The sequence below is a fragment of the Cupriavidus sp. 05N39 genome (assembly GCF_056397325.1).
Genome location: NZ_JBFTNE010000037.1, coordinates 45,826 through 65,970, shown reverse-complemented (window position 1 = coordinate 65,970; position 20,145 = coordinate 45,826). Strand labels below are relative to the sequence as shown.

General features: G+C 66.8%; 19 protein-coding genes. 14 read left to right on the top strand and 5 right to left on the bottom strand.

Going from position 1 to position 20,145, the window contains the following annotated elements; genetic code table 11:
• The first annotated feature begins 377 nt into the window (after positions 1-377).
• A complete protein-coding gene (locus AC1DN0_RS18855; RefSeq protein WP_035867403.1) occupies positions 378-677 on the top strand; it encodes a DUF3579 domain-containing protein in 300 nt (99 codons plus the stop codon).
• 259 nt (positions 678-936) lie between these two features.
• On the opposite strand, the gene rpsT is transcribed toward AC1DN0_RS18855, so the two are convergent.
• Positions 937-1,203 (bottom strand): 30S ribosomal protein S20, encoded by a 267-nt coding sequence (gene rpsT / locus AC1DN0_RS18850; RefSeq protein WP_006157537.1) that lies wholly within the window; start codon positions 1,201-1,203, stop codon positions 937-939.
• A 370-nt stretch (positions 1,204-1,573) separates the two neighbouring features.
• Between rpsT and murJ the strand changes: the two genes are divergently transcribed.
• Complete coding sequence (gene murJ / locus AC1DN0_RS18845) at positions 1,574-3,127, top strand: murein biosynthesis integral membrane protein MurJ (RefSeq protein WP_045237619.1); 1,554 nt, start codon at positions 1,574-1,576, stop codon at positions 3,125-3,127.
• 225 nt (positions 3,128-3,352) lie between these two features.
• On the top strand, positions 3,353-4,201 hold the full coding sequence (locus tag AC1DN0_RS18840; protein WP_035867410.1) for a SirB1 family protein: 849 nt from the start codon (positions 3,353-3,355) through the stop codon (positions 4,199-4,201).
• 37 nt (positions 4,202-4,238) lie between these two features.
• On the opposite strand, the gene AC1DN0_RS18835 is transcribed toward AC1DN0_RS18840, so the two are convergent.
• Complete coding sequence (locus AC1DN0_RS18835) at positions 4,239-4,880, bottom strand: VTT domain-containing protein (protein ID WP_082094843.1); 642 nt, start codon at positions 4,878-4,880, stop codon at positions 4,239-4,241.
• 140 nt (positions 4,881-5,020) lie between these two features.
• Here AC1DN0_RS18835 and mutL point away from each other — a divergent pair, with 140 nt between their 5' ends.
• The 3 genes from mutL (at position 5,021) to AC1DN0_RS18820 (ending at position 8,633) form a co-directional block, all read left to right on the top strand.
• A complete protein-coding gene (mutL, locus tag AC1DN0_RS18830) occupies positions 5,021-7,036 on the top strand; it encodes a DNA mismatch repair endonuclease MutL (RefSeq protein ID WP_477145900.1) in 2,016 nt (671 codons plus the stop codon).
• Between the two features lie 51 nt (positions 7,037-7,087).
• The gene (miaA, locus tag AC1DN0_RS18825; RefSeq protein WP_477145899.1) at positions 7,088-8,068 is read left to right on the top strand and encodes a tRNA (adenosine(37)-N6)-dimethylallyltransferase MiaA; all 981 of its coding nucleotides are present in this window, start codon (positions 7,088-7,090) and stop codon (positions 8,066-8,068) included.
• A gap of 61 nt (positions 8,069-8,129) precedes the next feature.
• Positions 8,130-8,633 (top strand): GNAT family N-acetyltransferase, encoded by a 504-nt coding sequence (locus tag AC1DN0_RS18820; RefSeq protein ID WP_441626333.1) that lies wholly within the window; start codon positions 8,130-8,132, stop codon positions 8,631-8,633.
• Positions 8,634-8,709: 76 nt separating this feature from the next.
• Here AC1DN0_RS18820 and purM read toward each other — a convergent pair whose 3' ends face one another.
• Positions 8,710-9,762 carry a phosphoribosylformylglycinamidine cyclo-ligase gene (gene purM / locus AC1DN0_RS18815; RefSeq protein ID WP_477145898.1) on the bottom strand — a complete coding sequence of 351 codons (1,053 nt, stop codon included), beginning with the start codon at positions 9,760-9,762 and terminating at the stop codon, positions 8,710-8,712.
• Positions 9,763-10,040: 278 nt separating this feature from the next.
• Here purM and hda point away from each other — a divergent pair, with 278 nt between their 5' ends.
• From hda to AC1DN0_RS18775, 8 genes are all read left to right on the top strand, one after another.
• Positions 10,041-10,748, top strand: a complete 708-nt coding sequence (hda, locus tag AC1DN0_RS18810) for a DnaA regulatory inactivator Hda (protein ID WP_035867422.1) — start codon at positions 10,041-10,043, stop codon at positions 10,746-10,748.
• 115 nt (positions 10,749-10,863) lie between these two features.
• Complete coding sequence (locus AC1DN0_RS18805; RefSeq protein WP_441626329.1) at positions 10,864-11,538, top strand: histidinol-phosphatase; 675 nt, start codon at positions 10,864-10,866, stop codon at positions 11,536-11,538.
• Position 11,539: 1 nt separating this feature from the next.
• A complete protein-coding gene (gene pcnB / locus AC1DN0_RS18800) occupies positions 11,540-13,135 on the top strand; it encodes a polynucleotide adenylyltransferase PcnB (RefSeq protein ID WP_441626327.1) in 1,596 nt (531 codons plus the stop codon).
• On the top strand, positions 13,135-13,653 hold the full coding sequence (folK, locus tag AC1DN0_RS18795; protein WP_035867429.1) for a 2-amino-4-hydroxy-6-hydroxymethyldihydropteridine diphosphokinase: 519 nt from the start codon (positions 13,135-13,137) through the stop codon (positions 13,651-13,653). Before pcnB ends, folK begins: the two co-directional genes overlap by 1 nt.
• Before the next feature lie 76 nt (positions 13,654-13,729).
• Positions 13,730-14,371: a deoxynucleoside kinase gene (locus AC1DN0_RS18790; protein ID WP_035867433.1), complete on the top strand. Its 642-nt coding sequence runs from the start codon at positions 13,730-13,732 to the stop codon at positions 14,369-14,371.
• 211 nt (positions 14,372-14,582) lie between these two features.
• A complete protein-coding gene (panB, locus tag AC1DN0_RS18785; protein ID WP_441626325.1) occupies positions 14,583-15,404 on the top strand; it encodes a 3-methyl-2-oxobutanoate hydroxymethyltransferase in 822 nt (273 codons plus the stop codon).
• Between the two features lie 16 nt (positions 15,405-15,420).
• A complete protein-coding gene (locus AC1DN0_RS18780; protein WP_441626323.1) occupies positions 15,421-16,119 on the top strand; it encodes an ABC transporter permease in 699 nt (232 codons plus the stop codon).
• Positions 16,116-16,847, top strand: coding sequence for an ATP-binding cassette domain-containing protein (locus AC1DN0_RS18775; RefSeq protein ID WP_441626321.1), 732 nt, complete (start codon positions 16,116-16,118; stop codon positions 16,845-16,847). Before AC1DN0_RS18780 ends, AC1DN0_RS18775 begins: the two co-directional genes overlap by 4 nt.
• A gap of 9 nt (positions 16,848-16,856) precedes the next feature.
• Here AC1DN0_RS18775 and AC1DN0_RS18770 read toward each other — a convergent pair whose 3' ends face one another.
• Together AC1DN0_RS18770 and dnaJ are read right to left on the bottom strand one after the other, a co-directional pair.
• On the bottom strand, positions 16,857-18,791 hold the full coding sequence (locus tag AC1DN0_RS18770) for a chorismate-binding protein (RefSeq protein ID WP_441626319.1): 1,935 nt from the start codon (positions 18,789-18,791) through the stop codon (positions 16,857-16,859).
• A gap of 131 nt (positions 18,792-18,922) precedes the next feature.
• Positions 18,923-20,065, bottom strand: coding sequence for a molecular chaperone DnaJ (gene dnaJ / locus AC1DN0_RS18765; protein WP_441626317.1), 1,143 nt, complete (start codon positions 20,063-20,065; stop codon positions 18,923-18,925).
• Positions 20,066-20,145 lie beyond the last annotated feature (80 nt).

Here is a 20,145-nt window from a genome sequence, read left to right as displayed (position 1 = left end):
GTGGTGGCTTGGCCGCCATGAAGGGTTCATGACCTGACCGTGCCGCGGAGCCGCCTTTCGCGTCGCTTACGCAATTTAACTGTAAGAATCATAAGGGATTATTGTGGCTTTGGCGAGCGTGGGCCGCGTGCCGCACGGCACGGAGGCTTATGCGCGAGTCTTATATAAGATATAATACTGGCTGATTCACGCGGGGCCCGGCATATCCATGCCACCGCCCGCTGCCGGCATCAAAAGTGCCCCCGCCGACACCGACGCCCCGCCGCCATGGCCTGGAATGAAACGAACCAATTGTTTCCTGGCCGCGTCAAACGGGCTCCCGTTTGGTCAGTCTGGCGGGTTTACCGTCGAGTCAACCGTACTATCCCCGCAGTCCAATGAATCCCACAGTTCGCGAATATTTCATCCAAGGCATCACCAAGGAAGGCAAGACCTTCCGTCCAAGCGACTGGGCTGAACGGCTGTGCGGCGTGATGGCGCAATTCCGTCCCGAAGGCGACACCGGCGATCCCCGCATCACCTATTCGCCTTACGTGCGGCCCATGATCGCGGGCGGCGTGAAAAGCGTGGTGGTCGATGCGCGACTGCGTGACATCGAGCCCAAGGCGCTCGACTTCGTCCTCAACTTCGCCCGCGACAACAACCTGCAACTGGTCGAAGCCTGCTCACTGGAGTAAGCCCGCACCGCCGCATGCCGCGGCTGCACCGCGGCCCTCCCGCACCGGCAGCACCGGTAACGCGCGGGCCAAAGCAGAAGACAAAAAAAGCTCGTCAGATGACGAGCTTTTTTTCGGGTAAGTCATCGCTAGACGACGCACCCCACCAACGGACTACCGGGCCAAGCCCCCGACAGCCACCGAAGCGACGCGGTAAGGCAAAATGCCCGGCATGCCGCCGGAAGGCGCCTGGCACTTGGCCCGGCGCCGGCAACTGCTATCAGGCAGCCATCGACTTGATGGCGGACGACAGGCGCGACTTGTGACGTGCAGCCTTGTTCTTGTGCACGATCTTCTTGTCGGCGATAGCGTCGATGATCGATTGCGAGTTCTTGAAGATCTCGGCAGCAGCAGCCTTGTCGCCGGCTTCGATAGCCTTGCGGACAGCCTTGACAGCGGTACGCAGACGCGAACGCAGGCTGGAGTTGTGGGCGTTCTGGGCGACGGCCTGGCGCGCGCGCTTGCGAGCTTGTGCGGAATTTGCCATTTAAGTAGATTTCCTGAATTCAGATGCGTGCCCAACGGAAGGACGGAGCAAACCGCGGACACAATTAAGTGCACATCAAGCGACCCGGGATGCACTGGCACACGAATCCGGAACGCAACTAGCCTTGTGAATCGGCAATTATACACACAAGAAAAAGCGGCTGGCAAGCCGAGCCACGACCCATGTGAGACGGGGTGACGCAAAGGCCAATATACGGGCACCAGCGAGGCCGAACCGTATAATACGCGCCACACCGGCCCCGCCCTGCGTGGCCTCGATGCAACTTTGGGACGTGCCCGACGTCTGAACCCGGTTCGCACCGGCGGTCCGATCCAAGCTGCCGCCGCCTCCCCTTTGCCGCCGACCGATCTTGAACCTGCTCAAAGCGCTCGCCACCATCAGCAGCCTGACGATGCTGTCGCGCATCACCGGCCTTATCCGCGAGATCCTGATCGCCCGTGCCTTTGGCGCTTCGGACATGACCGACGCCTTCAACGTGGCGTTCCGCATTCCCAACCTGCTGCGCCGCATCTTCGGCGAGGGCGCATTCTCGCAAGCCTTCGTGCCGATCCTGGGTGAATACCATAGCAAGCGCGGCGAGGCCGAGACCCGTGCGCTGATCGATTCGGTTGCCACGGTCATGACCTGGGTCCTGATGGGCGTCTCGCTACTCGGCGTGATCGGCGCCCCGCTCGTGATGATGGTGGTCGCCACGGGCTTCCGCCAGCATGGCGGCGAAACCTACGACGCCGCGGTCTTCATGACCCGCGTGATGTTTCCCTACATCGGCCTGATCTCGCTGGTGGCGCTGGCCTCCGGCATCCTCAATACCTGGCGCCGCTTCGCCATGCCCGCCTTCACGCCGGTGCTGCTCAATCTCTGCCTGATCGTAGCCGCGCTGTTCGTCGGCCCGCATATGGCGCAGCCGATCTACGCGCAGGCCTGGGGGGTGCTGGTGGGCGGCATCCTGCAACTGGCGGTGCAGATTCCGGCGCTCCGGCGGCTGGGCGTGATGCCGCGCCTGCGCTTCAACCTGCGCGCGGCCTGGGCCGAACCAGGCGTGCGCCGCGTCATGCGGCAGATGGCACCGGCGCTTCTGGCGGTCTCGGTGGCTCAGATCAGCCTGATCATCAATACCAACATTGCCTCCCGCCTGGCCGCCGGCAGCGTGTCCTACCTGACCTACGCCGACCGCCTGATGGAATTCCCGACGGCGCTGCTGGGCGTGGCGCTGGGCACCATCCTGCTGCCGAGCCTGTCGAAAGCCAGCGCCGAGGACAACCGGGCCGAATATTCCGGCCTGCTCGACTGGGGCCTGCGCCTGACGTTCCTGCTGGCCGTGCCGTGCGCGGTCGGACTGTTCGTCTTTGGCGCGCCGCTGACCGCGGTGCTGTTCAACTATGGCAAGTTCGACGCCCATGCGGTGGAGATGACCCGGCAGGCGCTGGTTTCCTACGGCACCGGCCTGCTCGGCCTGATCCTGATCAAGATCCTGGCGCCGGGCTTCTATGCCCGCCAGGACATCCGCACCCCGGTCAAGATCGCCTTGCTGGTGCTTGTGATCACGCAGTTGTCCAACTACGTCTTCGTGCCGCGCTTCGGCCACGCCGGCCTGGCGCTATCGATCAGCTTCGGCGCCACTGTCAACGCCCTGCTGCTGTTCCTGGGACTACGCAAGCGCGGCTTCTACAAGCCGGCCAAGGGCTGGTGGCTGTTCCTTGCCCAGTTGCTGACCGCCGTGACGCTGCTGGCCGGCATGCTGCTCTGGTTCGCCCGCAACTTCGACTGGGTCGGCCTGGGCGCCACGCCGTTGCTGCGCATCGCGCTGCTGGCCTCGTGCCTGGTACTTGCGGCGGTCGTCTACTTCGGTACACTGTGGCTCATGGGGCTGAGATACTCCGCTTTCAAGCGGAGAGCCGGCTAAGAGGCCCCCGCCTGCCAATCCAGCCAGTCGCGCCAGCGCGGCGCAAGGGCTGCGGCAGCGCGCGGTGCAGGGTCAAGGCAACTGAGGTTGTGTCAGAATGAGACGAAGCGGTTCTGCCCAGCAGGCAGGCGGACGCGGACGATGCCAATGCACCGTCCGGGAACGCCAGCCATGCCGCCAGTTTCGATCTCGAACAGCCGCCAGGCCGCATTCAGGAAAGCCGCAATGACAACCACGAAAGTCCTGGAATACTTTGCCAGTCTCGTGGCGGACGAGGACGGTATCCCGCTTACCGAGACGGTGCTCTCGATCGCCCAGGACGCCTACCCGGACCTGGACCTGCAAGCCGAACTGGCCATGCTCGACATGCTCGCGGTTCGCCTGAAGCGACGGATCGCCGAAGGCACGCCGGCCATCCAGCGCATGCGCCTGCTCAACCATTTCTTCTACCGCGACCTGGGCTTCGGCGCCAACGCGAACGACTATTACGATCCCGACAACTCCTACCTGAACGTCGTGCTCAAGCAGCGGCGCGGCATCCCGATCTCGCTGGCGGTGCTCTATATGGAGTTGGGCCAGCATATCGGCCTGCCGCTCAAGGGCGTGTCCTTCCCCAACCATTTCCTGGTGCGGATGTCGATTCCCGCCGGCGAGGTGGTGGTGGACCCGCTCACCGGCGAGACGCTGTCGAAGGAGCAGTTGCAGGAGATGCTCGACCCGCACCTGGAGCGCGAGGGCATCGCCGATCCCAACGAGGTGCCGCTGGGCCTGTTCCTGCAGGTGGCGAGCCACCGTGAGATCGTGGCGCGCGTGCTGCGCAATCTCAAGTCGATCTATCTGCAGGAATCGCGCTGGCAGCGCTTGCTGGCGGTACAGAACCGCCTGGTGATCTTGTTGCCAGGCTCGATCGAGGAAGTGCGGGACCGCGGCCTGGCCTATGCCAACCTGGAGTGCTTCCGGCCGGCGCTGGCCGACCTGGAAGCCTACGTGATGGCGCGCCCGGATGCGGCCGATACCACCCAGATCCGCGACCGCATGCCAGCGTTGCGCATGATGAGCCGCAGCGTGAACTGAAGCCCGGGCAGGGGCAGGCCCCGGCCTGCCCCGTCGCTCAGGAAGGACGGCGCTTGCCGCCGCGCACGAGCTTCCACAACCCGCCCAGCACCAGCGGCACGACCGCCGCGCCGATGCCAGCCAGCACAATCAGGTTCAGGTATTGCTTGATGAACGGCAGGTTGCCGAAGAAATAACCGGCAAACACCAGGCCCAGGACCCAGGCCATCGCACCAATCACGTTGAACATCTGGAACTTGGCGAACGTCATCTGCGACACGCCGGCGACGAACGGCGCAAAAGTACGCACGATCGGCAGGAAACGGGCCATGACCAGCGTCTTGCCACCGTGGCGCTCGTAGAAATCGTGGGTTTTGCGCAGTGCCTGCTGGTCCAGGAAGCGCCAATGGCCGTCGAACACCTTCGGGCCGACCCAGCTTCCCACCAGGTAGTTGACCGTATTGCCGCCAATCGCCGCCACCAGCAGCAGGCCGACCAGCACCCACTCATTCATGGCATGCGTGGCGCAAAAGGCGCCGGCGATGAAGAGCAGTGAATCGCCCGGCAGGAAAGGCAACACCACCAGGCCTGTCTCCGCAAAGACAATGGCAAAGAGGATGGCATAGACCCACGCACCGTAGTTCTCGATGACGGTGCCGAGGTATTTGTCGACATGCAGCAACATGTCTAGAAACTGCAATACGATATCCAATTCGATCCCCATTCTGAATTCAGCCGACATCATACAAGACCGGACCGACTCCAAAGTCACCTGATCCGACGCCAATGTGCTTGTCCCGCGCGCGCGGGCCTGCAGCGCGCCCACGTATAATTCCGCCCATGCCTGCCCAAGACCCGCGCCCCGCCCAGCCACCCCGTCCTATCCGCCCCCTGCCCGACCAGTTGATCAGCCAGATCGCGGCCGGCGAGGTGGTGGAACGCCCCGCCTCGGTGGTCAAGGAACTGCTCGAGAACGCGCTGGACGCCGGCGCCACCCAGCTCAATATCCGGCTGGAAGAAGGCGGTGTGCGGCGCATCGTGATCGCGGACAACGGCTGTGGCATCCCTGCCGCCGAACTGCCGGTCGCGCTGATGCGCCACGCCACCAGCAAGATCGCCTCGCTGGACGAACTGGAATCGGTGCTCACGCTGGGCTTTCGCGGCGAGGCGCTGGCCTCGATCGCTTCGGTTTCCGAATTGACCCTGACCAGCCGCACCGCCAGCGATTCGCATGCGACACAGGTGATCGCCGACACCGGCGAAGTGCAGCCCGCGTCCGGCGGCGTGGGCACCACCGTCGACGTGCAGCACCTTTACTTCAACACGCCAGCGCGCCGAAAGTTCCTTAAATCGGAACAAACCGAGTTCGGCCATTGCCTGGAGATGGTGCGGCGCGCGGCGCTGGCACGGCCGGACGTGGCCATCTCGGTCCATCAYAATGGCAAGCCGATGGAGCACTGGAATGCCGGCGATGTCGCCACGCGCACGGGCCAGGTGCTCGGCGCCGACTTCGCCAACGCCCGCCTGCCCCTGGATGAGGAAGCCGGCAACCTGCACCTGTACGGATTTGCCGGGCTGCCCACCGCCTCGCGCGGGCGTCCCGACCAGCAGTTCTTCTTCGTCAACGGCCGCTACGTCCGCGACAAGCTGCTCACCCACGCCGTGCGCAGCGCCTACCAGGACGTGCTGCACGGCGATCGCTTCCCGTCCTACGTGCTGTGCATGGACCTGCCGCCCGAGATGGTGGATGTCAACGTGCACCCGTCCAAGATCGAAGTGCGTTTCCGTGAATCGCGCGCGGTGCACCAGTTCGTCTACCACGCCGTGCAGCGCTGCCTGGCGCGCCAGGCGGGCGAACAGGGCGACAGCCTGCATACCGCGTCCGATGTGGACGATACTCCCGCGGGGGAACGCCTTGGCGGCCCCGGCGGTTTCCCGGGCGCACGCGGCATTGGCGGTGGTTCCGGAGCTTCCGGCGGCTTCGGTGGATCAGGCAGGAGCGGCGGCATGGGTGGCGGTGGCGCCAGCCCGCGCCCGTGGGTGGACTACACGGCCACCGCGCGCCAGACCGAACTCGGCGTTGCCCAGCCCCGCCAGGCCTACCTCGGCATGGTCCGCGATGCGATCCAGCCGGGCAACGGATTTTCGCGCGCCTCCGCCGGCCCTGCCAGCACGCCCCCGGCCTGGATGGCCGATGCGCAGGCCGCCCGCGAGAACGACCCGCCTGGCCTGCTCGRGCAGCTTCCACGGCAGGAATTCACCGAGGACGATGCCAGCCCGCTGGGCTATGCCATCGCGCAGCTGCACGGCATTTATGTACTGGCGCAGAACGCGCGCGGCCTGGTGCTGGTGGATATGCACGCCGCCCACGAGCGCATCCTGTACGAGCAGATCAAGACCGCTCTGGAAACGCGTGAGCTGGCGGTGCAGTCGCTGCTGATCCCGGTCACGCTGACGGCCAGCGCGGTGGAGATCGGCACTGCCGAGGAGCACCAGGAAACCCTCACCCTGCTCGGCTTCGACATCGCTCAGGTCTCGCCCACCACGCTGGCGATTCGCGCCATCCCGTCCCTGCTCAAGCAGGCCGACACTGAAGCCCTGGCGCGCGACGTGCTGCGCGACCTGCACGCCTTCGGCGGCTCGCGCGTACTGGTCGAACGCCAGAACGAACTGCTCGCGACCCTGGCCTGCCACAGCGCGGTGCGCGCCAACCGCAAGCTCACGCTGGAAGAGATGAACGCGCTGCTGCGCCAGATGGAACAGACCGAGCGCGCCGACCAGTGCAACCATGGACGGCCCACCTGGGTGCAGTTGTCGGTGGCCGAACTCGACCGCCTGTTCCTGCGCGGCCAATAGACTGCCGTGCCACAGCCCGCCGCCAGTTCCGCCACCCCGGTTCCCTCCGCCTTGAACGCCGCACCAGCTCCCGCAAGCCTCGGCGCAGACCACCCGCCCGTGGTCTGCCTGCTCGGCCCTACCGCCTCCGGCAAGACCGCCGCCGCGCTGGCGCTGGCGGCGCAAGCCCCGATCGAGATCATCAGCCTGGACTCGGCGCTGGTCTACCGCGAGATGGACATCGGCACCGCCAAGCCCTCGCCGGCCGAGCTCGCCGCGGTGCCGCACCACCTGATCGACATCATCGACCCGGCCGACAGCTACTCCGCCGCCCAGTTCGTCACCGATGCCGAGCGGCTGATCGGCGAGATCCGCGCGCGCGGCAGCGAGCCGCTGATTGTCGGGGGGACCATGCTGTACTACAAGGCCCTGACCCAGGGCCTGAACGACCTGCCGCAAGCCGACCCGGCGCTGCGCGCGGAACTCGACGCGCTGGCCGCCGAGCGCGGCTGGCCGCTGCTGCACGCCATGCTGGCCGAAGTCGACCCGGTGACCGCGGCACGGCTGGCGCCCAACGATGCCCAGCGCATCCAGCGCGCGCTGGAGATCCACCGGCTGTCCGGACAACCAATGTCGGCGCTGCTGGCACGGCAAGCCGGCGAACGCACCTTTGCCGGCGCCGCCGACCGCCGCTATCGCGTGATCGCGCTGGAGCCTTCCGACCGCGCGGTACTGCACGCGCGCATCGCCACCCGCTACGATGCCATGCTGGCCGGCGGCTTTATCGACGAAGTGGAACGGCTGCGCGCGCGCGGCGACCTGCAGCCGACGCTGCCATCCATCCGCTGCGTAGGCTACCGCCAGGTGTGGGAGTACCTGGATGGCGAGACCGACTTCGCCACCATGCGCGAACGCGGCMTSGCSGCYACSCGCCAGCTCTGCAAGCGCCAGCTCACCTGGCTGCGCAGCACGCCCGAGCGCGAAGTGGTGGACTGCCTGGCGACGGATTACGTCACGCAAGTGGCACGACTGGCAAGGATTGGGCAGGCATAGGCCAGATGTGACGAATAGGCGATAATCGCGTTTTATTACCTGCCGATGCGTCAAACCCGCCATGCCCACCTCCGATTTCGTACTACGCCCCGCCACGCCTGACGACTGCGAAAGCTTGCTCGCGCTGATCACGGGACTGGCCGAATACGAGAAACTCACCCACCTGATCGAAGCCACGCCGGAAAAACTGCGCGAAGCCCTGTTCGGCGCGCGCCCGCATGCCGAGGCCGTGCTGGTGGAGGTGCCGGGCGCGCAAGGCGCGAAGGCGGTGGGCTTTGCCTTGTTCTTCCACAACTTCTCGACCTTCCTGGCCAAGCCCGGGCTGTATCTGGAAGACCTTTATGTCGACCCGGCCTGGCGTGGCCACGGGCTGGGCAAGATGTTGCTCAAGCATCTTGCGGCGCTGGCGGTGGAACGCGGCTGCGGCCGCTTCGAATGGAGCGTGCTGGACTGGAACACGCCGTCGATCGAGTTTTACCGCGCGATGGGCGCGGACGTGATGCCGGACTGGCGGATTTGCCGGGTTACAGGGGAGGCGCTGACGAAGCTGGGCGCGGCCGGGTAGGGCCGCCACTGCGCCCCGCGCAAACGAAAACGGCACATGCCCAAGCATGTGCCGTTTTGCGTTGGAAGCAGACCGCTCAGACGACGATGGTCTGCGCCTGGCCTTCTTCGCGCTCGCGGATCTCGCCGATCTGCCACACGGTTTCACCAGCCGCCTGCAGATGACGGATGGCGCGGTCGGCGTCTTCCTTGGCAACGATCACCACCATGCCGATGCCGCAATTGAACACGCGGTGCATTTCGTCGTCGGCCACGTTGCCTTGCGCCTGCAGCCACTGGAACAGCGGCGGCAAGGTCCAGGCGTCGCGCTGCAGCACGGCGGTCACGCCCTGCGCCAGCACGCGCGGCACGTTTTCGGTCAGGCCGYCGCCGGTGATGTGAGCCATGCCCTTGACCGGCAGCGTCTCGATCAGCGACAGCAGCGGCTTCACGTAGATGCGGGTGGGGGCCATGATGGCGTCCTGCAGGCGCTGGCCGTGGAAGTCGGCGTTCAGGTCCGGCTTGGCCACTTCGATGATCTTGCGCACCAGCGAGTAGCCGTTGGAGTGCGCGCCCGACGAAGCCAGGCCCAGCACCACGTCGCCCGGCACGATGGTGCTGCCGTCGATGATGCGGCTCTTTTCCACCGCGCCGACTGCAAAGCCGGCCAGGTCGTATTCGCCGTCGGGGTACATGCTCGGCATCTCGGCGGTCTCGCCGCCGATCAACGCGCAGCCGGACAGCTCGCAGCCCTGGGCGATGCCCTGGATCACGGTAGCGGCGGTATCCACGTCCAGCTTGCCGCAGGCGAAGTAGTCGAGGAAGAACAGCGGTTCGGCACCCTGCACCAGGATGTCGTTGACGCTCATGGCCACCAGATCCTGGCCCACGGTGTCGTGGCGGTTAAGCTGGAAGGCCAGCTTGAGCTTGGTGCCGACGCCGTCGGTGCCGGACACCAGCACCGGCTCCTTGTACTTCTTGGACAGTTCGAAGAGCGCGCCGAAGCCCCCGATGCCGGCCATCACGCCCTCGCGCATGGTGCGCTTGGCGAACGGCTTGATGCGGTCGACGAGCGCGTCGCCCGCGTCGATATCGACGCCGGCATCGCGGTAGGAAAGGCCTGCCTGGCCGGAAGTGGGGGATGCGCTCATGGGAACCTGCTTTTCCTGGAGTATGAAGTGAGTAATGCGGCGCTCACGACGGCGATTTGCGGCCGCGAGTCCAGTAGAATCGCAATTTTAACGGATACAGGCTTCCGGCTTCCAGTTTCCGGTGTCCCGCGTCATGAAGTGTTGCCCCCAGCCCTTACCGATGAAGACAATTTTGGCAGCCTCCCGCCGTCCCGCCAGCGCCATCCAGATGGTCAGCGCCGGACTGCCGCGACGCGTTTACCCGATAGCTGACCTTTACCCCAAGTAACCGATRAGCCATGTTTCCCCGCCCCAAGCAGCTTTCGCTTGAACTTGGCAGTCCGCCGCCGTCGACCTTCGAGAATTTTTTCGTGGCCGCCAACCGCGAGCCCGTGCAACGCCTGCACGATCTCGCCGCCGCGGTGGCCCAGGAGCGCGCCGCCGACCGCCTGATCTACCTGTGGGGCGAGGTGGGCTCGGGCCGCACCCATTTGCTGCACGCGGTCTGCGACAGCGGCTACCAGGCCGGCATCAGCTGCCGCTACCTGAGCCCGCATCATGCCTTGTCGGATTTCATCTTCGACCCGAGCTGCCAGCTCTACACCGTGGACGATGTGGAGCTGCTCGACGAAGCGCGCCAGATCGCCGTATTCTCGCTCTACAACGAGGTCCGGGCCCACGTGCGCACCGCCATCGTGGTGGCCGGCAGCCAGGCACCGCTGGCCATGCCGGTGCGCGAGGACCTGCGCACCCGGCTGGGCTGGGGCCTGGTCTACCAGCTCGCGCCGCTGTCGGACGAAGACAAGATGACGGCGCTGGTGCAGGCTGCGCGCGAACGCGGCCTGCAGCTTTCGCCGGAAATCCCGCACTGGCTGGTCACGCGCAAATACCGCGACATGCCCAGCCTGATGGCGCTGCTGGACGCGCTGGACACCTATTCGCTGGAGCGCAAGCGCGCCGTCACCCTGCCCTTGCTGCGGGAAATGTTTGCCGAGTTGCGGGAGTGAGCGCGGGCTGCCGGCACGGCGCGCACGGCACTTGGCATGTCCCGTGCTTGTATTCGTTGCCAGCCGGTCACGTTAAAGAAACGGCCACAGTCACGTTAATGTAAAATCGCCGCCCATGAATCTGGCATTGTTCGACCTCGACCACACCTTGCTCCCGACCGACAGCGACCACGAATGGGGCCGCTTCCTCGTGCGCCTGGGCGCTGTCGACGAGGAATCCTACCGCCGCAGGAACGATGAGTTCTACGGCCACTACAAGGCTGGCACCCTGGATATCCAGGCTTTCCTGCGTTTCGCGCTGGCGCCGCTGGCGGCCAACCCGCGCGACCGGCTCGAAGCGTGGCGGGGTCAGTTCATGCGGGAAGTGATCGATCCGGTGATGACGCCGCAGGCGCGGGCGCTGGTCTACAAGCATCTCGACGCCGGCGACCTGTGCGCGGTAGTCACCGCCACCAACAGCTTCGTCACCGCCCCGATCGCGGCGGCCTTTGGCATCAAGCACCTGGTCGCCACCGAGCCGGCCACCGCCAACGGCAAGCCCGACGGCGCCTTCACCGGCGAAGTCGCAGGCATTCCATGCTTCCGCGAGGGCAAGATCGCCCGCGTCGAAACCTGGCTCAAGAGCATGGGCACCCAATGGGATGCCTTCGAAAACACCACCTTCTACAGCGATTCGGCCAACGACCTGCCGCTACTGGAAAAGGTCAGCGAACCGATCGCCGCYAACCCGGACGATCGCCTGCGTCACCACGCCGCCGCGGCCGGCTGGCGCATCATGGATCTGTTCTGACGTGATCAAGAAGCTAATCAACCGGCTGCTCGGCAAGCCGGGCACCCAGCAGCGCCCCACCAAACGCCGCGGCGGACGCGCCCATACGCCGAATATCGTTGCGCATGCCGAGCACCAGATCGACCAGTCGCTGATCTCGCGCAACGCCATCAAAGTCACCTCCACGCTGCAGCAGGCGGGCTACCAGGCCTTTATCGTCGGCGGCGCGGTGCGCGACCTGTTGCTGGGCATCAAGCCCAAGGACTTCGACGTCGCCACCAACGCCACGCCCGACCAGGTGCAGGCGCTGTTCCGCCGCTCGCGCATCATTGGCCGGCGCTTCCAGATCGTGCACGTGACCTTCTACGGCGGGCGCGATCAGGAGATCATCGAGGTCTCCACCTTCCGCGCGCTGGTCGACGCGGTTGCCAGCGAGACCCTGCCCGAAGGGCGCCGTCTCAAGCGCGCGGAGCTCGACAGCAAGACCCACGCGATCGACGCCTCCGGACGCGTGCTGCGCGACAACGTATGGGGCTCGCAGGCGGAAGACGCGGAACGCCGCGACTTCACCATCAATGCGATGTACTACGATCCGGCCGAGCAGACGGTGTATGACTACCACCACGGCATGGAAGACATCCGCGCGCGCACGCTGCGCATGATCGGCGACCCGGTCACGCGCTACCGCGAAGATCCCATCCGCATGCTGCGCGTAGTGCGTTTCGCCGCCAAGACCGGTTTCACCATCGACGAGGAAACCCGCCAGCCGATCGCCGACCTCGCCTCGCTGATCCATAACGTGCCCAGCGCGCGCCTGTTCGACGAGATGCTCAAGCTGCTGATGTCCGGCCACGCATGGGCCTCGCTGCAGGAGTTGCGCAAGGCCGGCCTGCACCGCGGCCTGCTGCCGCTGCTGGACGTCGCGCTGGAGCAGCCGATGGGCCAGCGCTTCGTGCAGCTGGCGCTGGACAACACCGACCAGCGCGTGCAGGTCGGCAAGCCGGTGTCGCCGGGCTTCCTGTTCGCCGCGCTGCTGTGGCACCACGTGCTGCAGCGCTGGACCACGCTGCGCGAGGAAGGCGAGCACGCCATCGCCGCGCTCAATATCGCGATGGACGATGTGCTGGAGCGCCAGACCGGCCAGCTCGCCATCCAGCGCCGCTTTGTCACCGACATGCGGGACATCTGGGGCATGCAGCCGCGCTTCGAGAAGCGCGTGGGCCGCATGCCGTTCCGCCTGATCGAATCGCCGCGCTTCCGCGCCGGGTTCGACTTCCTCTACCTGCGCTGCCAGTCCGGCGAGCAGCCGGCCGAGCTGGCGCAGTGGTGGCAGGATTTCCAGGACGCCGATAGCCATGGCCGCGAGGACCTGATCGATGCCGTGCGCCCGGTGCGCGGTGGCGGCAGGCAAGGCGGCGGCGGCAGCGGCGGCGCCGAGGGCGGCGAGCCGGCCGACGATGGCGAAGGCGGCGCTCCGGCGCGCAAGAAGCGCCGCAGGCGCAGTCCGCGGAAATCGGATACAGTTTCTTCGCGGAGTGATTTGGACGCGAGCCCGGATTCCGGCTCCACTGCAGACCGGAAAGCCGGCAAGGTACGCGTCCAGCCGGAGGAATCGTAATGACACTTGCCTTTATCGGCATCGGAGCCAACCTGGGCGACGCCCGGCAAGCCCTGAAAGATGCCATCGTATGCCTGGCCCAGCAGGTCGGCATCACGGTGATGGCGAGATCATCGCTCTATCGCACGGCTCCGGTCGATGCGACGGGCGGCGACTATTACAACGCGGTGGTCAAGGTGGAAACCTCGTTCACCGCTGCGCAGCTGCTGCGTATCTGCCACCACATCGAGGACCAGTTCGGGCGCGAACGGCCATTCCGCAACGCGCCGCGCACCCTCGACCTGGACCTGCTGGTGTTCGGCGACGAGATCCACCAGGATGAAAAGCTCGTGGTGCCGCATCCGCGCGTGGCCGAGCGCGCCTTCACGCTGGTGCCCCTGCTCGAACTGGATGCCGGCCTGGTCATCCCGGGACTTGGCCCCGCGGCGGATTACCTGGCTGCGGTCAGCGGGCAGCGTGTCGAGAAAGTCTCGTTCTGCCAATGCACGCGGCAGCGGGATGCGCGCGACGCTTCCTGATGCCATGACCGGCCCAGGCCAGCCGGCCCCGCTTCATCCGCCCTCTTAGCCTGGCATCAGCCGACCGGACCCGCCCATGCTCGAACACCTGCGCCGCATTGTGGTGGAAGGCCCCATCGGGGCCGGCAAGACCGCGCTCGCGCAACGCCTGGCGCAAACCCTGCGTACCGGCGAGCTGCTCGACGCGGCACGCGAAAACCCCTTCCTCGAACGCTATTACCGCGAGCCAGCGCGTTACGCGCTGCCGCTGCAGCTTTCGCTGATGAACCAGCGCGCGCAGCAGCTCCAAACCTGGCAGGCGGCATTGCTGGCGGGACAGCGCATGGTGGCGGATTTCCTGTACACCAGGAGCCGTCTCTACGCCGGGCTGACCTTGCCCGAGGACGAACTGGCGCTGTACGACGCCCTTGCCGCGCGCCTGCCAGCCCAGGGCCAGCGCGTGGACCTGGTCATCGTGCTGCAGGCCTCGCCTGCCCTGCTGCGCGAGCGGATCGCGCGCCGCAACGCGCCCGGCGAGTCCAGCATCGACGAAGCCTATCTGGAGCGCCTGTCCGACGCCTACGGCGAGCTGTTCCATCGCTACGACGAGGCGCCGGTAATGATCGTCGACACGGCCCACTTCAGCCCGGTAGACAACGACGCCGATTTCCGTACACTACTGTCGCGCATCGAAAACATGCGCGGCCGCAAGGCCTTTCTCAATCTCGCTGCGCCCTGACAGGTTCCCGCCTGCCAGCCTTAACCATAACGACAACAGTCGCTGCCGCGAAGCCAGCGCCCGTCCAGATCGGGCCGCGTACCTCGCTGCGAAGCAAACTGAAGGGGGCAAAAGCCTTGCCGCAAGGATGCAGATGCGCTGATGCACTGAGCTTGGATGCACTGCGGCATTGCGGCCGGCCCGACTCCCGTCTCTCTACCGGCCCAACGTCATGAGTTACCTCCTCGACCCCTCCCGCAAGACCGTCACCATCCCCAGGCTGCAGGCCATGCGCGCCGCCGGCGAAAAAATCGCCATGCTGACCGCGTACGACTCCAGCTTCGCCGCGCTGCTCGACTACTGCGGGGTCGAGGTGCTGCTGGTCGGCGACTCCCTCGGCAATGTCATGCAAGGCCAGCAGACCACGCTGCCCGTGACGCTGGAGCACGTGGTCTATCACACCGAATGCGTGGCGCGCGGCAACCAGAGCGCCCTGCTGGTGGCGGACCTGCCGTTCGGCACCTACCCCACCCCGGAAGCCACCTACGCCAGCGCCGTGGCGCTGATGCGGGCCGGCGCGCACATGGTCAAGCTGGAGGGCGGCGACTGGCTCGCGCCCACTGTCAAATTCCTGGTCGAGCGCAGCATCCCGGTGTGCGCCCACATCGGCCTGACGCCACAATCGGTGCACGCGCTGGGCGGCTTCAAGGTACAAGGCAAGACCGACGAGAGCGCCGCGCAACTCAAGCGCGATGCGCTCGCGCTACAGGCAGCGGGCGCCCAGCTGATCGTGATGGAAGCGGTGCCGGCAGCGGTGGCTGGCGTAGTCACCGGCTTGCTGACCATCCCGACCATCGGCATCGGCGCCGGCGCGGATTGCTCGGGCCAGGTGCTGGTACTGCAGGACATGATCAAYGTCTACCCAGGCCGCAAAGCCAAGTTCGTACGCAACTTCATGGATGGCGCCAGCTCGATCGAGGCTGCGGTACGCGCCTATGTGGCGGCCGTGAAGGACGGCAGCTTCCCCGCCGTCGAGCACACCTTCTCGGCCTGACCGGCCGGCTCCGGACATGGAGATCGGTGCCGCCACAGCTACGGCCTTCCATCTGCTGGCCAGCGGCGACGGCGCCTTGTGGTTCATCGTCTGGACCTCGCTGGTGGTGGCCGTGCTGGGGCTGGCGCTCGCCACCGTGCCCGCCATCGGCGCGGCCTACCTGATCGCCACCCACGATTTTCCCGGCCGCCGGGTAGTCGTGGTGGTGGCGCAGGCCTTCCTTTCCTTCCCGACCGTGCTGGTCGGGCTGATCCTGTATCTGCTGTTCACCCGCCAGGGACCGCTGGGCGATTTTTCATTGTTGTTCACCCGTAGCGGCATGGTCTTCGGGCAGGCGGTGATCGGCTTCCCGGTGGTCCTGGCCTTTGCCCTGTCCACCCTGCAGGGGGCGGACGTTCGCCTGCGTGAAACGGCGTGGGTGCTGGGCGCTGGCCGCTGGCGGACCTTCTTTACGGTGCTGCGCGAGCTGCGCTTTGGCCTGATGGCAGCGCTGGTGGCCGGATTTGGGCGGGTCATTGCCGAAGTCGGCTCCGCGCTGATGATCGGCGGCAATATCGAAGGCGCTACCCGAACCATCACCACCGCCATCGCGCTGGAAACCAGCAAGGGCGAATTTGCCCAGGGCATCGCGCTGGGCATCGTACTGGTGGCGCTGGCACTGCTGGTGAATGTGATGCTGGCGTGGCTGCAAGGCGCGGGAGGATTTCGCCGATGAGCACACTGCCCGCACGCCAGACTCCCGACGGACACGCGCTGCCGCCTGCGCAATTGCCCCCGCTGCTGACCGTGCGCGGCCTGCGGCGGCAGGTCGGCGCACGGTGTCTGTTCGACATCGGTGAACTGGCCTTTCCCCGCGCCGCCGCCGTGGTGCTGACCGGTGTCAACGGCGCCGGCAAGACCACGCTGCTGCGCATGGTGGCGGGGCTGGAGCGCGCGCCCGGTGCCAGGGTGTCCTGGACCGGTGCGGACGGCCAGCCGCACGAGGCGGCGCTCGATCCGCTGCCGGCGGCGCTGCGGCAGCGCATCGCCTATCTCCACCAGCATCCCTACCTGTTTCGCACCTCGGTACGGGAGAATATTGCCTACGGCCTGAAAACCCGCGGCCTGGCCGCCGACGAGATCCGGCGGCGCGTGGGAGCCGCGCTGGGCTGGGCCGGCATCACGCATGTGCAGAACACCGCGCCCGAACGCCTGTCCGGCGGCGAGATACAGCGCGTGGCGCTGGCACGCGCCAAAGTGCTGGAGCCCGACTTGCTGCTGCTGGATGAACCCACCTCCAGCCTGGACGGCCACGCGCGCGAACAGGTGATCGCACTGGTGCGCGAACTGGCCGCCGAGGGCCGCACCGTGGTGATGATCTGCCACGACCGCGACCTGATCAACCTGCCGGGCGTGGTGCGCTGGAAGCTCACCGACGGACGCCTGGATACGCGCCATCGCTGAGCGGCCGGATCAGTCCTCCGGGCGCAATTCCGCCGGCAATACCGCCGGCAATACCCCGCGCAGCGAGTTGGCCAGCGCCAGCGCTTCGGCGCGGCGCAGCATGGCCCGCGTGATCACCGCCTCGCTCACCGGTCCGCCCAGGTAGCGCGCGCCGTCGGCCAGCACCGCCGCGCGCATCACGCCGGGCAGGATGTCCGCGGTCAACGGCGGCGTCAGCCACGCCCCGTCCACTTTGACGAACACTGAACTGCGGCCACCCTCAAGCAGTTCGTCGCGGGCGTTGAAGAACAGGCTATCGAAGGCGCCTGCGCGCTCTGCGGACTGCCAGCCGCCATCGTAGACGGCGCGCGCGCTGGTCTTGTGGCGGCGCAGCGGATCAGCGCATGCCAACGCCTGCGGCGCCAGCGTGACCAGCACGGGGACGGCGCCCAGCGGCGCCAGCGGGCCGTGGGCGATGGCGAAACCGCCGGCCTTGTCCAGCGCCAGGCGCAAGCGCCAGGTACCGGCGCCGAGATCCGTCACGGCACCCTGCACGGCCGCCAGCGCGCGGTCCCGCTCGAAGCGAAAGCCCAGGTGACCGGCGGAAGCGGCCAGCCGCGCCAGATGATGGGCCAGGCGCTGGCACTTCCCATCCTCCACGCGCATGGTCTCGAACAAGGTGAAGCCCGGATCGTGCGCGGTCAGGAAGCGGGCCTTCCAGCCGCATTCGGCATATTCTCCCGCGGCGTCGCTGTCGTGCACGATGCCGCCGCCGACGCCCATCTCGCCCGCGCGCAGGCCATCCGCGCCCGGCGCGCCCAGCACCAGCGTGCGGATCGCCACGGACAGGGCGAAGGCGCCGGGCCACCCATCGGCCTGTTTGCCGCCGGGCGCATCGATCCAGCCCAGGGAGCCCGTATAGAGGCCGCGCGGCGCCTGCTCCAGTTCACCGATGATCTGCATGGTGCGCCGCTTGGGCGCGCCGGTGATGGAGCCGCAGGGAAACAGCGCGCGCAACAGGTCGGCCAGGCTGGTGCCGGGACGCGCGGCGGCGGTGACGGTGGAGGTCATCTGCAGCACCTGGCCGAACGGCTGCACCGCGAAGCGGTCCGGCACGGCCACCGTGCCGGGCACGGCGACGCGGCCGAGATCGTTGCGCAGCAGGTCGACGATCATCACGTTCTCGGCGCGGTTCTTCGGGTCCGCCGCCAGCGCTGCGGCGGCCTCGGCATCGCGCGCGCTGTCGCCGGTACGCGGGGCGGTGCCTTTCATCGGGCACGCCAGCAACCGGCCTTGCCCGTCATGCCGGACAAACAGCTCGGGCGACAGCGACAACACCCAACCATCGCCCGGCAGCCGCGCCAGCGCGGCGTAGGGCACCGGCTGAGCGGCGCGCAGCGCGGCATACAACGCCAGCGGGTTGCCGAAAGCGGCAAAGCGCAGCCGCTGCGTGAAATTGACCTGGTAGGTATCGCCAGCCTCGATCCACTGGTGGATCCGGGCAATGGCCGCGTGGAAAGCCGCTTCCGGCGTGTCGGCTGTGACGTCCATCACGCCGGCCGGTTCGCCCGAGGACGGCGCCAGCCACTGCGCGACCTCCCGCGTGTCCAGCCGCCGCATCTGCCGGAACCACAGCAGGCGCAGCGCGCCGTCATGGAAAGGCAGCGCGCGGTCGACATGGACCGGCACGCCGACCAGCGGGCCGCCGAATTCGTAGGGGGCGAACAGCGTGGCATGCCAGCCCTGGCGCCAGCCTTCTGCCAGCATGGCGTCGAGCGCGCCGAGCGCGGAGGCATCGGGCAGCGCGTCTTCACGGGCGAAGCCGGTGTACAGGCGCGAAGAGGCCTCGGCGGGGGCGGCGGTGGCGTCGTCGAGCAGGACGAAGGGCTCGGCGGCAATGGCGATCGGATCGTGCGATGACGCGAGGGTGGGGGTTGGCGAAGCCGGAGAAGAAAACGAATGCATCGGGGGCACAAGCACGGAGAAAGCGCGGGCACCGGCGGAACCGGCGCGCGGGGAGGACACCGCATTATCGCCCCCAAAACAAAAAAGCCGGCCACACATCAACGCGTGGCCGGCCGCATGCCGTTGCCGGATCAGCTGAAGAAGCTCTTCACCTTATCCAGCCAGGATTGCTCCTGCGGGCTGTGGCGCGAGCCGCCTTCGTGCACCGAGCGGTCGAACTGGCGCAGGATGTCCTTCTGCGCCTCGGTCAGCTTGACCGGCGTCTCCACGTTCACATGCACGTAGAGGTCGCCCGGATAGCCCGAACGCACGCCCTTGATGCCCTTGCCGCGCAGACGGAACGTCTTGCCGGGCTGGGTGCCTTCGGGCACCGGGAAGCTGGCCTTGCCGCCCAGCGTGGGCACTTCCAGGTCGCCGCCCAGCGCCGCGGTGGCGAAGGAGATCGGCATCTGGCAGTGCAGGTCGTCGCCGTCGCGCTCGAACACCGAGTGTTGCTTGATGTGGACTTCCACATACAAATCGCCCGGGGGCCCACCGTTGATGCCCGGCTCGCCGTTGCCCGTGGAGCGGATGCGCATGCCCTCGTCGATGCCGGCCGGGATCTTCACTTCCAGCGTCTTCTGCGACTTCAGCTTGCCCTGGCCGTGGCACTTGGTGCAAGGCTTGGGAATGTGCTTGCCGGTACCGTGGCACTTGGGGCAAGTCTGCTGCATCGAGAAGAAACCCTGCGACACGCGTACCTGGCCCGCGCCATGGCAGGTCGGGCAGGTTTCGACGTTGGTGCCGGGTTCGGCGCCATTGCCATGGCAATGCTCGCACTCGTCCCAGTGCGGCACGCGGATCTGCGCGTCGTGGCCGTGGGCGGCCTGCTCCAGCGTGATCTCCATGCTGTAGCGCAGGTCGGCGCCGCGGTACACCTGCGGCCCGCCGCCCCGGCGTCCGCCGGCCTGGCCCTGCTGGCCGAAGATATCGCCGAAGATATCGCCGAAAGCTTCGGCGAAACCGCCATAGGCCTGGCCGCCACCACCGAAACCGCCCGCCATGTTGGGGTCGACGCCGGCATGGCCGTACTGGTCGTAGGCTGCCTTTTTCTCGGGATCGGAGAGCATCTCGTAGGCCTCTTTGACCTCCTTGAATTTCTCTTCGGAATCCTTGCTGTCCGGATTGCGGTCCGGGTGGTGCTTCATCGCCAGCTTGCGATACGCCTTCTTGATGTCGTCGTCGCTGGCGTTCTTGCCCACCCCGAGCACTTCGTAAAAGTCACGTTTTGCCATGGTGGCTGCTTACCTGATTGGCCCGGAAGCGCGTGCAAAACCCGCCCGAGCAAAATAGCAAAAAAGCCGAGCGAGGCATT